11 protein-coding genes are annotated in these 13,785 nt (G+C 42.3%); 9 read left to right on the top strand and 2 right to left on the bottom strand.

All coding sequences use genetic code 11. The features are described from left to right. The first annotated feature begins 14 nt into the window (after nucleotides 1-14). Both purH and NG78_RS01295 read left to right on the top strand, forming a co-directional pair. Nucleotides 15-1,730, top strand: a complete 1,716-nt coding sequence (gene purH, locus NG78_RS01290) for a bifunctional phosphoribosylaminoimidazolecarboxamide formyltransferase/IMP cyclohydrolase (RefSeq protein WP_004135101.1) — start codon at nucleotides 15-17, stop codon at nucleotides 1,728-1,730. A 141-nt stretch (nucleotides 1,731-1,871) separates the two neighbouring features. Then, a complete protein-coding gene (locus NG78_RS01295) occupies nucleotides 1,872-2,189 on the top strand; it encodes a hypothetical protein (RefSeq protein WP_004135099.1) in 318 nt (105 codons plus the stop codon). A gap of 7 nt (nucleotides 2,190-2,196) precedes the next feature. Here NG78_RS01295 and NG78_RS01300 read toward each other — a convergent pair whose 3' ends face one another. Beyond that, nucleotides 2,197-3,138, bottom strand: coding sequence for an MIP/aquaporin family protein (locus tag NG78_RS01300; protein ID WP_004135098.1), 942 nt, complete (start codon nucleotides 3,136-3,138; stop codon nucleotides 2,197-2,199). 237 nt (nucleotides 3,139-3,375) lie between these two features. On the opposite strand from NG78_RS01300, the gene NG78_RS01305 reads away from it, so the two are divergent. The 7 genes from NG78_RS01305 to NG78_RS01335 all read left to right on the top strand — a co-directional run bounded on the left by NG78_RS01305 (nucleotide 3,376) and on the right by NG78_RS01335 (nucleotide 13,363). Next, nucleotides 3,376-4,149 carry a pseudouridine synthase gene (locus NG78_RS01305; protein WP_004135096.1) on the top strand — a complete coding sequence of 258 codons (774 nt, stop codon included), beginning with the start codon at nucleotides 3,376-3,378 and terminating at the stop codon, nucleotides 4,147-4,149. Beyond that, nucleotides 4,146-6,338, top strand: a complete 2,193-nt coding sequence (gene der, locus NG78_RS01310) for a bifunctional cytidylate kinase/GTPase Der (RefSeq protein WP_004135094.1) — start codon at nucleotides 4,146-4,148, stop codon at nucleotides 6,336-6,338. The genes NG78_RS01305 and der overlap by 4 nt, the downstream gene beginning before the upstream one ends. Before the next feature lie 36 nt (nucleotides 6,339-6,374). Then, nucleotides 6,375-8,903, top strand: coding sequence for a DEAD/DEAH box helicase (locus tag NG78_RS01315; protein WP_004135092.1), 2,529 nt, complete (start codon nucleotides 6,375-6,377; stop codon nucleotides 8,901-8,903). Between the two features lie 77 nt (nucleotides 8,904-8,980). Continuing rightward, nucleotides 8,981-10,375 carry a replication-associated recombination protein A gene (locus NG78_RS01320; RefSeq protein WP_004135090.1) on the top strand — a complete coding sequence of 465 codons (1,395 nt, stop codon included), beginning with the start codon at nucleotides 8,981-8,983 and terminating at the stop codon, nucleotides 10,373-10,375. Next, nucleotides 10,362-11,468, top strand: coding sequence for a hypothetical protein (locus NG78_RS01325; protein ID WP_004135088.1), 1,107 nt, complete (start codon nucleotides 10,362-10,364; stop codon nucleotides 11,466-11,468). The genes NG78_RS01320 and NG78_RS01325 overlap by 14 nt, the downstream gene beginning before the upstream one ends. Before the next feature lie 138 nt (nucleotides 11,469-11,606). Further along, complete coding sequence (locus NG78_RS01330; RefSeq protein ID WP_004135086.1) at nucleotides 11,607-12,104, top strand: hypothetical protein; 498 nt, start codon at nucleotides 11,607-11,609, stop codon at nucleotides 12,102-12,104. Between the two features lie 92 nt (nucleotides 12,105-12,196). Beyond that, the gene (locus tag NG78_RS01335) at nucleotides 12,197-13,363 is read left to right on the top strand and encodes a hypothetical protein (RefSeq protein WP_004135084.1); all 1,167 of its coding nucleotides are present in this window, start codon (nucleotides 12,197-12,199) and stop codon (nucleotides 13,361-13,363) included. 116 nt (nucleotides 13,364-13,479) lie between these two features. Here the strand turns inward: NG78_RS01335 and NG78_RS01340 are convergent, their stop codons facing one another. Beyond that, nucleotides 13,480-13,785: a YhbY family RNA-binding protein gene (locus NG78_RS01340; RefSeq protein ID WP_004135082.1), complete on the bottom strand. Its 306-nt coding sequence runs from the start codon at nucleotides 13,783-13,785 to the stop codon at nucleotides 13,480-13,482.

Raw genomic sequence — 13,785 nt, 5'->3', positions numbered from 1 at the left:
TATTTTTAGGAAGGATGACCGCCGTGCAACAGACACATAGCCAAGAATCAAATGCAAATGTTCTGATAACCACAGGGGGAAGGTCGGTTAGACGAGTTCTTGTTTCTGTTTTTCATAAAGAAGGACTTGAAACTCTTGCTAAAGCATTTATTCAGGCAGGTACTCAAGTAGTGTCTACCGGTTCAACAGCGTCAAAGCTTTTAGAACTTGGTGTAAAAGTTACTGAAGTTTCTGCAGTCACTGGATTTCCGGAAAGCTTAGACGGTAGGGTAAAAACTTTGGACCCGCATATTCATGCAGGAATTTTAGCTGATATGAATAATGCTGATCATGTAAAGCAGCTTGAAGATCTTAATATAAAGCCGTTTGATGCAGTGGTTGTTAACCTTTACCCATTTGTGGATACGGTAATGAGCGGCGCGGATCGAGATTCTATTATTGAAAAAATCGATATTGGCGGACCTTCTATGATTAGGGCTGCTGCTAAGAATCATAAATCTGTTGCGGTTATTACAGATCCTAAAGATTACCAGCTTCTTGCAGACCGTATTATTTCCGGAGAAGGTTTTAGTTTGCAAGAGCGCGAATATCTTGCTGCAAAAGCTTTTGAACATACTGCGGCTTACGATGCTGCTATTTCTCAGTGGACTACAAGTGCATGGCCGAAGCCAGAAAGCCTTAACGCAATTAAGGAAGATGCTGAAAGCAGCGCAGAAAACAATGCTGCAAGCAATACTGAAGAAGCAAAGAAATGCATTTCGCTTCCTTCAAACTACACGCGCACCTGGCGTTTGGAACACGAGCTTCGCTATGGTGAGAATCCTCACCAGCAGGCTGGATTGTATGTTGACCCATTGCATAAGGGAGGACTCGCTCAAGCTGAGCTTCTTGGCGGAAAACCAATGAGCTACAACAATTACGTTGATGCTGATGCTGCTTGGCGTGCGGTTTGGGATTTTGCTCCACAAATTGCTGTTGCTGTTTGCAAACATAATAATCCTTGTGGCTTAGCAATTGGAGCTACTGCAGCTGAAGCTCATAAAAAGGCTCACGCTTGCGATCCTGTAAGCGCTTACGGTGGTGTAATTGCCGCTAATACCACAGTGACTTTGGAAATGGCAGAAAGTGTGCGACCAATTTTCACTGAGGTTATTGTGGCTCCAGACTATGAGCCAGAAGCTTTGGAATTGCTTCGCACTAAGAAGAAGAATCTTCGAATTCTTAAGGTTGCAACTCCGCCTGTTTTGGATTTGCAATTGCATCCTATTGACGGCGGTGCTTTAGTGCAGTCGGCAGATAAGATTAACGCTTTTGGAGATAATCCAGAAAACTGGACTTTGGTTTCCGGTGATCCTGCAGACGTTGATACATTGCGCGACTTGCAGTTTGCATGGCGCTCGCTTCGCTGCGTAAAGTCTAATGCTATTTTGCTTGCGCACAACAATGCTACTGTTGGTATTGGCATGGGTCAGGTTAATCGCGTGGATTCTTGCCACTTGGCTGTTGAACGCGCTAACACTTTAGCTGACGGCGTTGAGCGTGCTAAGGGAGCTGTTGCGGCTTCTGACGCATTCTTCCCATTCGCTGACGGTCCTCAGATTCTTATTGAAGCGGGCGTTAGTGCGATTGTGCAGCCAGGCGGATCTATTCGAGACGAAGAAGTGTTTGAAGCTGCACGTTCCGCTGGCGTAACAATGTACGTAACTGGAACTCGTCACTTCTTCCACTAAATCCTCGTAATTTAGTAAGTAAGTAAAATAAGTAAATTAATATTTTAAAAACGCAGCGTTTGATAACTTCAAGCGCTGCGCTTTTTGTTTTTCTGTAAAACAACTTGTGTTTTATTATTGCGAGTTATGTATTATACAAGTATGACAAATAGCGAGCAGCAGAATAAGGATAGTAAAACTGAACATCCGTATGTGTCGGAAAAGTCTGAAGGAAAACCTTACGCTGAGTGGATTGTGGCAGCTATTGTTGCAATAAGCGCAATATTAGCTTTTCTTGGATACGCAACAGCCGCCGCAGCTATTGTTGCTGTGACGGCTGTTACTCTCGGTGTTATTCGTTTATTAATGCGTCAACGCAGTCCTTGGAAGGTCAGATCTGTTAGATTTGATTCTTTCATAAGTATTGCGCTAGGCATTGGTTTATTTATAACTTATGCTTCAATCTCACTATTGCTGTAAAAGCTAATTATTTTTGGCTTGTTTCAGCAGTTTTATAGAAATCAATATCGATTTTATGTTCGCTGCCGTTATTAGCATCAGACTCTTCAATATCGGCTAGAGCATTATTTTTATGCAAAGCCTTAGTGTCGTTTTCAAATCCTGCTAAAGTTTTCTCTTCCGAAACAATAAGAAGCTTTGTTAAAAGAATAATAAAACCAACAAGCGCGGCGGCAAAAATTGGAGCAATCCAGAAAACCCACAACTGAGTTAGTGGCTTAACTTCAAGCTCTTTAAAGTTTGCAAGAACCGCAATGCCTGTAGAACGTGCAGGATTAAGACCCGAACCTGTAACCTGGTAGGTAATAAGCGTTGCAGCTGCGTAAGCAATACCCATGTGAGTGGAATATCCGCAATTGGTTTTGCCATTGTCTTTCATGTAATTCATTGCTGTAGCAACAATTATTGCAACTGCAATTACTTCAACCAACAAGGCTGTAATAACGCCGAAGGAAGAGTTTACGCTCTTTAGCTGCGTTGCAGAAATAGAGCCCTGCTCGAAACCGTTTACAACAGGAGCAAACCAGTTAGCATCTTTCACCATTTTTGTTTGCGGCAAAATGAACACAAAAGCGCCCGCTGCCAAAATGGATCCAAGAACTTGTGCAATAATGTAGCAAGGGCCTTCTAAGTACGATGTGCGTCCCGTAAGCATGGATGCAATAGTTACAGCAGGATTAAGTTGTCCGCCAGAAACTTTGGAGGCAATAGAAATTGCTGCAGCATACGCAACGCCTGTGCCTACTGCAATCATAAGCAAATTAATGCCGTACATTGCGGTTGAGAGTGAATAAAAAGTGTAAATTGTGAACGTTACTAACGCTGTAGCAATAAACTCGGTTGCTATTTTAATAACAAGTGGAGAGTCGCTTTTAGCTTCTTTAGAAGTTGTTTCTGGTGCTTCAATCATAGCTTTCCTTACTTTAATACGTGTTGCTGTATAGTTTGCAACTTATTAAAACAACTGCTATAGTATCACGGCCATGCCATACGGTAGCATAGAAAAAGTGGTAATTTTCTTATTTATCACAAATTGCGAAAGTAATACAAAATTATAAGTAATAGCGAATTGTTTAATTTAGCGCTTAAAAATAACTTATTTGCGCATTTTTTGTTAAACAATTCATGAGGTCACGTTGGGAGAACGATGCCAAACGCATATTCCCGCGCCAATCAGGCGCATTCAGATGACAACAACGCCATTCGACTGCAGAAGCTGCTTGCTGAAGCGGGATTTGGTTCAAGACGCAAATGTGAGGAGATTATTCTCGATGGGCGTGTTGAAGTAGATGACGAATTGGTTACAACACTTGGTACTCGCGTAGATCCAAAACGTCAAAAAGTGCGCGTTGACGGATCTAGAGTAAAGTTCAACACGCAGCTCGTAACTCTCGCATTGCATAAGCCTAAGCGAGTTTTGAGCGCAATGGACGATCCTAAAGGTCGTTTTACTTTAAGGGATATTGTTGGTGACAAGTACGAGCGAATCTTCCACATGGGTCGCTTGGACTACGATTCTGAAGGTCTTATTTTAATGACCAACGATGGCGAGTTAAGCCAGCATGTTATGCACCCAAAGTATGAGGTTGAAAAAACTTATATTGCAACGCTTGAAGGTAAAATTAACGGCATGGTTTGCCGCCGCTTGGTTTCTCAAGGCGTAAATCTTGAAGACGGTTGGATTAAGCTAGACCGCTGCGCAATAATCGACCAAAATCACGACACAACTATGGTAAAAGTCGTTTTGCACTCTGGTAAGAATCGTATTGTGCGTAGAATTTTTGGAGCTGTTGGATTCCCTGTAAAGCGCTTGGTTCGTACGCAAATCGGCCCTATTAAATTGGGGGACTTAAAAGCTGGATCTTACAGAGTGCTTTCTCAAACAGAAGTGCGTTCTCTTTCTAAGGAGGTTGGCCTGTGATTTGTGTAGCAATTGATGGACCAGCAGGAGTAGGTAAGTCTTCCACTTCTCGCGCTTTAGCACAATACTACGGTTTTGCGTATTTAGATACGGGAGCTATGTATCGAGCTGCTGCATGGTGGTGCTTAAAGCAGGGTATTGATTTAAGCACTCAGATTGAATTAGACGATGAAGGTCAGCCTGTAAATCCTGCTGATTTCGAACGTTTTAACCAAATTGTTGAAGCCGTTGGAGCATTATTTACTGAAAGCAATGCCGACTTTAGTGTAGATCCTAAAAATCCTGTAGTAACTGTCGAAGGTGAGGATATTAGCGAAGAGTTGCGTTCCAGTGAAGTTTCTTCGCACGTATCTACCGTTTCTTCAATTCCTGCAGTTCGCCGCATGCTTATTGCAGCACAGCGCGCCTATATTGCAGCAGAGTCTACAGAAGACTCTTTCTCTAAAGGTGAGGGCATTGTTGCGGAAGGCCGCGATATTACTACTGTTGTAGCTCCTAATGCGCAAGTTCGAGTGCTTCTTACAGCTCGTGAGGAAGTGCGTCAAGCTCGCAGAAACAAGCAGGAGATTTCTAAAGAAAGTTTGCAAAACAATCAATCTTCTGAGGAAGATGATATTCGCGCTCGCGACGCTAAAGATGCTAAAGTTACGCATTTTCTTCAAGCTGCAGACGGCGTTACAACGCTCGATAATTCAGATTTGACTTTTGAGCAGACTCTTGACGCGCTTGTTGAAATTGTCGATGCTGCTATTGAGCAGGACGAGTACGATCGTTACGCTGCAAATCTTGAAGGCTACGATCTTGACGATGAAGACCGTGCGCTTCTTCGAGGTGACGTAGCAAATCAAGACGATGCGAAAAACACTAAAGCAGTTGGTGTAATCGCCGTTATAGGCCGACCAAACGTTGGAAAATCAACGCTTGTAAACCGTATTTTAGGTCACAGAGTTGCTGTTGTTGAAGATACTCCGGGCGTTACTCGAGACCGCGTAAGCTACGATGCTGAGTGGGCTGGAACTAACTTTAAGCTGGTTGACACTGGCGGCTGGGAAGCAGACGTTGAAGGAATTGATTCTTCTATTGCTCAGCAGGCTCAAGTAGCAGTGCGTTTAAGCGACGCTGTAATTTTCCTTGTTGATGGTCAAGTTGGTTTAACAGCCACCGACGAGCGCATTGTTTCAATGCTTCGCGCTGCAGGAAAGCCTATTACTTTGGCTGTTAACAAGGTTGATGACGCTAGAAGCGAATATTTGACTGCAGAGTTTTGGAAGCTTGGAATGGGCGAGCCGTACGGAATTTCTGCAATGCACGGCAGAGGCGTTGGAGATTTGCTTGACGCGGCAATTAGCTCTTTGAAAAAAGCTAATAAAACTTCAGGATTCTTAACTCCACAAGGTCTTCGTAGGGTTGCTTTAGTTGGGCGTCCAAACGTTGGTAAGTCTTCGCTTTTGAACCATTTAGCTCACGAAGAGCGTGCTGTTGTAAACGATTTGGCTGGAACTACTCGAGATCCTGTTGATGAGGTTGTGCGAGTTGACGGCGAAGACTGGCTGTTTATTGATACGGCTGGTATTAAGCGAAGGCCTCATAAGCTTACTGGCGCCGAATATTATTCTTCGCTACGAACGCAGGCTGCTATTGAGCGTTCGGAACTTGCTTTGATTCTTTTTGATTCTTCCGTTCCTATTGCGGAGCAGGATCTAAAAGTTATGAGCCAAGCGGTTGACGCAGGTCGCGCAATCGTACTTGTTTTTAACAAGTGGGATTTGATGGACGAGTTTTCCAGGCAGCGTATGGAACGCTTGTGGAAGACTGAGTTTGATCGCGTTACTTGGGCTGAGCGTGTAAATCTTTCTGCAAAAACAGGCTGGCATACGAATCGACTTGCTCGCGCTATGCGAACAGCTTTAGACAGCTGGGATAAGCGCATTCCAACAGGAAAGCTCAACGCTTTCTTAGGTCGTATTCAGTCTGCTCATCCGCATCCTTTGCGAGGCGGAAAGCAGGCGCGAATATTGTTTGCAACCCAGGCATCTACTCGCCCTCCACGTTTCGTAATATTCGCAACAGGCTTCTTAGAGCACGGATACCGTCGCTTTATTGAGAGATCTCTTCGCGAAGAGTTTGGATTCGAGGGAACTCCTATTCAAATCTCCGTAAAAGTGCGAGATAAAAAGAAGCGCAAATAAAGCGTAATTAAGTCGTAAGTAAAGTAGGAGCGTAGTATGACTGAATTGGGCGAGTTAGCTCTTGATTTGCATCATGCTGCTGAAGACGAGATTTTTCAAGCATTTGTTGATTGGGTTACAGATAACAAGCATGTAGATTTGTGGCCTCATCAAGAAGAATCCGTTATGGATTTGCTTGCAGGAGACCACGTAATCTTAAACACTCCAACGGGTTCCGGGAAATCTCTTGTTGCGCTCGGCATGCATTTTGCAGCACTCGCTACCGGCAGACGCTCCTACTATACTGCGCCAATTAAAGCGCTTGTGTCTGAAAAATTCTTCGACTTGGTTGATATTTTTGGGCGAGACAATGTTGGTATGATTACTGGCGACTCGCATATTAATGCAGATGCTCCAATAATCTGCTGCACGGCGGAAATCTTAGCAAACCAAGCGTTAAGAGAAGGCGTAAACGCAGAAGTTGACTGCGTTGCAATGGACGAATTCCACTACTATGGTGACCCAGAGCGCGGATGGGCTTGGCAAGTGCCTCTACTTACACTTCCAAATACGCAATTCTTACTTATGAGCGCAACTCTTGGAGACGTAACGGATATTGCGGAACGCTTAGAAAAAACAACAAAAAGAAGCGTTGATATTATTGCTAACGCGCCAAGACCAATCCCACTTGAATACGAGTACACAGATAAGCCGCTTGCTGCAACTGTAGAACTCTTATTTAACAAGGGTTTAACGCCAATCTATGTAGTTCATTTTTCGCAAGATGCAGCTCTTGAAACAGCGCAAGCGCTCGCAAGTACGGGAGTTTCAAGCAAAGAGCAGCGAGATAAAATTGCTCAAGCAATTAAAGGCACAAAGTTTACTACAGGCTTTGGCAAAATTTTGCAAAGAATACTTAGAACCGGCGTTGGAGTGCATCATGCTGGCATGCTTCCACGCTACCGCAGGCTCGTAGAACAGCTGGCTCAGCAAGGACTGCTACCAGTTATTTGCGGAACAGACACTCTTGGAGTTGGTATTAATGTGCCAATTCATTCTGTTGTGCTTACAGCTCTTACAAAATTTGATGGGAACCGTAGTCGAAAGCTTCGCGCCCGCGAGTTTCATCAAATTGCAGGCCGTGCAGGCAGAATGGGATTTGATACTGAGGGCTTAGTGGTTAGCGAGGCTCCAGAGTTTGAGATTGAAAACGCGCGAGCTATTGCAAAAGCTGGTAACGATCCTAAAAAGCTTAAAAAAGTTAAGCGTAAGAAGGCTCCAGAAGGCTTTGTAGTTTGGGGCGAGCCAACGTTTACTAAGCTTATTGAAAGCGCGCCGGAAACTTTAAATCCGCACATGGTTGTAACTCACTCAATGATTTTGAACGAAGTTACGCAAGGTGGAGATGCTAAAGCGCGTGTGCAAAAACTTATTGAAGATAGCGCGCAAAAGCCGCAAGATAAAGAAAAACTTCTTGAACGTTGCGACGATATTTTCCAAACTCTGCTCGATACTCAAGTTATTGAACGCATAGAGCGCGCGGACGGTTCTTGCGATTATGAGCTTGACGTTGCAATGCCTGAGGGCTTTGCGCTAGATCAGCCGCTTTCGCCGTTCTTGCTCGCAGCTTTGGAATTGTTAGATCCCGAGTCTCAAAGCTACGCGCTTGACGTAATTTCTATGGTTGAAGCAACTCTGGATGATCCTAAGCCTGTTCTTCGTGCTCAAGAGCGCAAAGCTCGCGATGCTGCAATGGCTGGTATGAAAGACGATGGCATTGACTACGAGGAGCGCATGGAACGCTTGGCGGAAGTTAGCTATCCTAAGCCTCTTGAAGACTTGCTAACTCCTGCTTTTGCGCAGTATCGCAAAGACGTGCCGTGGGCGAACGACTACTGGATTAAGCCTAAATCTGTGCTTCGAGACATGGTTGAAACAGCATCCGATTTTACTGGCTACATTTCTCGTTATGGTATTGCTAGAAGTGAGGGAACGCTTCTTCGCTACCTTTCGGACGCTTACCGTTCGCTCGCTCGCACTGTGCCAGAAGACATGCTTAACGAAGAATTGCGTGATATTATCTCGTGGCTTCGTCTTGTTGTGCGCTCTATTGATTCTAGTCTTGTTGACGAGTGGGAGAGTGCAGGGGGTTCGGACGCTGAAGCTAATGCTGTAACTACGGCTGCACCTTCAACTTCTGAATCTGTGGTTGAAGATCGCAGGGGTCTTATTGTACTTATTCGAAACGCAATGTTCCGCCGTGTGCAACTTATGGATTTGGAAGATGCGGAAGCTTTAGGAGAGCTTGACAAGGCTTGGGGTTACGGCGTTCACGAGTGGAATGATGTGCTTGACGATTACTACGACGAGCATGAGTATGTTGGAATAGACGCCAAAGCTAGAAGCGGCGACTTGTTTATTCTTGACGATTCGCTAGAGAAGAGTGAGCACTCGTGGAAAGTGCGGCAGATTATAGACGATTCTGACGGGGATCATAATTGGGCTATTACTGGCATTGTTGATTTAGATACAACGCAAGATGAAGGCGAAGTTGTGTTCTTCGATTACCAAGTTTCGCACGTCTAGTGTTGTAAACTTGTTTTAGTTTGTAACCAACAACTAGAATCGAACGTTTGTTCTATACGTATTGTAAGCTGGTATTTATGGAGCAGGATTTATTTGCAGCAAGTAGCGCGCCTAGCGATGTAACGCGTCCGTTAGCTGTGCGCATGCGACCGAGCCGCATTGAAGACGTGTTGGGGCAAAATCACGCTCTAAAAGAAGGCTCTCCTTTGCGAAGGCTTGCGAATCCTCAGTCGAAAGGTTCTCTTACTGCTCCAAGTTCTGTTGTGCTCTTTGGCCCTCCAGGAGTTGGAAAAACTACGTTAGCATATATTGTTGCTCGCCAGTCTGGTCGCGTGTTTGAAGAGCTTTCTGCTGTAACTTCTGGTGTTAAAGATGTTCGTGCCGTGCTTGACCGCGCGCATGAGCGTTTAGTTAGCAAAGGTCAAGAAACGGTTCTGTTTATTGACGAAGTTCATCGTTTTTCTAAATCGCAGCAAGATGCTCTGCTCCCAAGCGTAGAAAATCGTGACGTAACTTTTATTGGAGCAACCACAGAAAACCCAAGTTTTTCAATCATTAAGCCGCTTTTAAGTAGGTCTGTTGTTGTTAAACTTGACTCTCTTAGTGTTGAAGATTTGCATACTCTTATAGAACGAGCAGTAACTAGCGAAAATGGGCTAAACAATCAGCTTAAAATCGACGAAGACGCAATAGATTCAATTATTCGTTTAAGCGGGGGAGACGCTCGTAAAACTCTTACTATTTTAGAAGCTGCGGCAGGAGCAATAACAGGAGATTTAGCGCTGCAGCATGGCAAAAAGAAACCTGTTATTACTGCAGATATTGTGTCTAATGTAATGGACACTACCACAGTTCGCTACGACAAAGATGGCGACGATCATTACGATGTGATTTCTGCTTTTATTAAGTCGATGCGCGGAAGCGATGTTGACGCTTCTTTGCATTACTTAGCGAGAATGCTTCGAGCTGGGGAAGACCCGCGTTTTATTGCCAGACGAATTATGATTGCTGCTGCCGAAGAAGTTGGTATGGCAGCTCCGCAAATTTTGCAAGTAACTGTTGCAGCAGCTCAAGCCGTAGCTTTAATCGGAATGCCGGAAGCGCGCATTATTCTTTCCGAAGCTGTGATTGCTGTAGCAACCGCGCCTAAATCAAACGCAAGCTACAACGCTATAAATCAGGCTTTGCAAGATGTTGATGCTGGAAATATTGGTCAAGTGCCTCTTCATTTGCGAAACGCTCCAACGAAACTAATGAAAAGCTGGGGAAACCACGAAGGATACCAGTATGCGCACGATTATCCGGGAGCTGTAGCATCCCAACAGTACATGCCAGACGAGCTTGTTGGCCGCGAATACTACCATCCAACGAATCGTGGCTACGAGCACGAGCTAACTCAACGCTTATCTCAAATTCGCAATATACTTCATGAGTCTAAAGAAAGTAGAGAAGTTGGCAATGAAAAAGAATAACGCTTTTTTGTATTATTGCGTATCAACAGTTGTGCTTATTTGCATGCTTACAACATGGGTTGTGTATGTTCGCTTCACTGTAGACACCGTGCAAAACAGCGGTTTTTCGCTGAAAAATGTTATGAACAACAATGCTGTAACAGCTGTAGTTGAACCAAATAAGTCAGATAATGCTCTTGCTCTAGCAGGTCGTGCTTATAAAAACGTGCTTGAAAATCTGCACGGAAAATACAAGTTCAAAAATGTTCCAGATTCCTTCGGATATTACTACGATTTATGGGATTTGGATAATGATAAGATTCCAGAACTTATTGTAACTGCAAGGAAAAAATTAGGTTACGATGATAATAAACCGCGTTTTACTAAAGTATTTTCTTTTGATGGTAAAAAAATTCTTGAGTCGCAGTTAATTGAAGATTTAGATCAATCTAATGATGGCGAATTCTCAGACACATTAATGTACGATCATAAACACAATGGCATAGTTGTATATCGTGTATTTGACGCGCTTAAAGTTCGTCGTTATACTTACAAGCTTACTGAAGATTATAAGTTTAAATTAGATTCAAGTGTTGAAAGCAGTTCGGCAGATCCTAGCAATGTAGGCGATCTTGATGCAATGTTTGTTGATGTTAAAAATCTTAAGCCTGTAGACAATCTCATCAATAATATGACTCTTAGCGAAAAAGAGAAGAAACACAATAAGTATATTCAAGATTTACGAGATGATGGATACACCATTCTTACCGGCAATGTTCAAGAGATGAATATTGACGAAGTAAAGCAAACAGCACAGCCGGATGCAGATTTAGAAAATTATTCTTATTATTTTGTCAACGATTCAAAAATTATTTATACAGTAAATATGCCATACAAAACCATCATAACTGTTGGAGTTGATGGCAAAGGTACGCCAGTTCCTGACACATACGTTTACAAACGTTTCTTTGTTGAACCTAAAGCCGGAGAAATGAAAGATTATGTAGGCAAAAACGTAACTATAGCAGTTAAAAAGGCTTCTTCAATATGCTTTACCTTAGAACCAAGTTACGATGACCCTAGCTACAGCGCTCTAAAAATCATTACAGACTAAACGTAAACTGAAGGTTTACGCGTTATCAAATCGTGCGACTAGAATCATGGTTAAGAATTTCATTTAAGAGAGATTGATTGATTCGAAAACTAAGTCAGCGATGCTTATTTTGTATCACGCTTAAGATGGAGGTTTATTATGAGCAAAGCTAAAAGTTACTTTTGGGGATTTGTTGTAATTGCAATACTAGCCGGTTTATTCTATTGCGTTCAGCACAATGGATCTTTTAGCGGCGTGCGAAATGCTCTTAATATAAAGCCAGATCTTAACGCTATTAGCGAAAAGTGTAATCTGCCAATAAAGCATAGCTATGCTCTTGGTGGGGCTAAAGCAATCGTAAAAGTTGGAACAGGCGACGCTTTTGAAAAAGATGCATCATGCGTACTCAATGAGTTTCCGTCCGCTGAAAAAAATCGTAAAAAATTAGAGAACATGCTTTACAAAAATGGTAGTCCATTCGATATGAGTGATGACAATCATATTTTTATTGTTGGTGACCCATGTTCTGTAATAATTTTCCCAACTACTGCTGGCGATGTGATGATTGTTGGAGATGCTAGTAATCTTTCTCACATTGACAACAACTCGCTTATGGCAGGTTTAATGAAAGATGTTTCTTCCAATTACGGTGACTAAATTTACGTATAGCACGTATAAAACTTATATAACCTGCGTTGCATAAAAACTATTAGTTGTTGTGCAGCTTGTCGAAAGTAGAGATGTTTGCGATGAAGAAGAATAATGCTTTTCTGTATTATTGCGTATCAACAGTTGTGCTTATTTGCATGCTTACAGCATGGGTTGTGTATGTTCGCTTCACTGTAGACACTGTGCAAAACAGCGGTTTTTCGCTGAATCATGTTGCGAGCAATACCATAAGCGCCATTACGAAACCGCATACTCGCAATACTGACGATATTCTTTCTCAAGCAGGCAAAGAGTACAAGAATGTGCTTGAAAATTCATCGTATGTTTCAAATAATATCCCACAAGATTCAAAATACTATTATGACTTGTGGGATATTGATAACGATACTATCCCAGAAATGGTTATTATTTCTGCAGATGAATTTAATAGTAATACTACTAAGCACATTAAAGTATTTTCATTTAAGAATGGCAAGTTAGTTAAATATCCAGAAATTATAGATAATGCGCATGATGAAAATGAGAATTCAGGAACAATATATTTTGATCCGCACCATAAAGGAATTGTAATTCTGCGCGCTATTGAAAAAAATTCTCCTGATGTTTTTCCATGGAGTAAAACAATCTATAAGCTAAATGAAGGCAACTTTACCAATACTCGGTCAATTGTTTATCACCCATTAGATAAAGATAATACATACGATCCAGTTCCTGGCACTGGTGAGATAAGTAAATTATTACATCCAACTTTTGTGTCAGTTGATGATTTTACTGATATTAATATGATGATTAATGCTAAAAACTTGACTCAAGCTCAGCGTAAGCATAATAAGCTTGTTCAACTTTGGCGCGAGAAAGGTTATCAAGTATTTACTGGAACTGTAAAAATATTAAATGTTGATGAAGCATATGATTTTCCTGGAACTACACCAAATAATACTGGTAAGAAAGACAATGTTCTAGAAGAAAATAAAGATAATATTTATACGGTATTAGTATTAGATAGAAAGATGTCTGTTGGAGGATACTGTAATGGTACGGATTGTGGAGTAAGACAAACGTTCAACTCTCTTAATAATATCTTGGTTACTATGAAGATTTCTAAATCAAATGAAAGCAATAGGTTTGAAAAATATAATAACAAAAAAATTACTATTGCTGCTCAATATGGGGGTGATGGATCAAATTGGCTAGATCTTCCAGCAGGTCAGTCAACAGTTAGTGGCGTACAAATCATTGACAAATAGCAAGCTACTATAAAATTAAGCTCCATGAATGTTGAACCGCCTCAGCAGTTTTTCAATCATGGAGCATTTTTTATTTACGAACTATCGCAAAAATATAAAAATATTAAGAGAAAGTTTTATTCACGCACAAGCATAATGTGTTCAACGCTGTCTAGTGTAGAGACGCGGAACAGCACAAAACGATTTCCGATTACTTGCACAACTTCGGCACCAAGCTTTTGAGCAAGAGTTTCAGCTGCTTCTTTAGCGCTTAATCCGGAACCATCTTGCACAGCGCACTTCATGAGTTCGTGGTACTGCATGGTTTCGTCTGCTTGCTTTACGGCCGCATCAGTAATGTCGTTTTTACCAACGTACAAAAGTGGGCTTAGCGTATTAGCAAGTGCGCGAAGCTGCTTAGTCTGCTTTTTAGTCAATGCCAT

The sequence above is a fragment of the Gardnerella greenwoodii 00703Dmash genome, from assembly GCF_000263635.1.
In the GTDB taxonomy this organism is placed as follows: domain Bacteria; phylum Actinomycetota; class Actinomycetes; order Actinomycetales; family Bifidobacteriaceae; genus Bifidobacterium; species Bifidobacterium greenwoodii.
The sequence above is the reverse complement of the archived record's forward strand: the minus strand, read 5'-3'. Positions and strand labels throughout refer to the sequence as shown.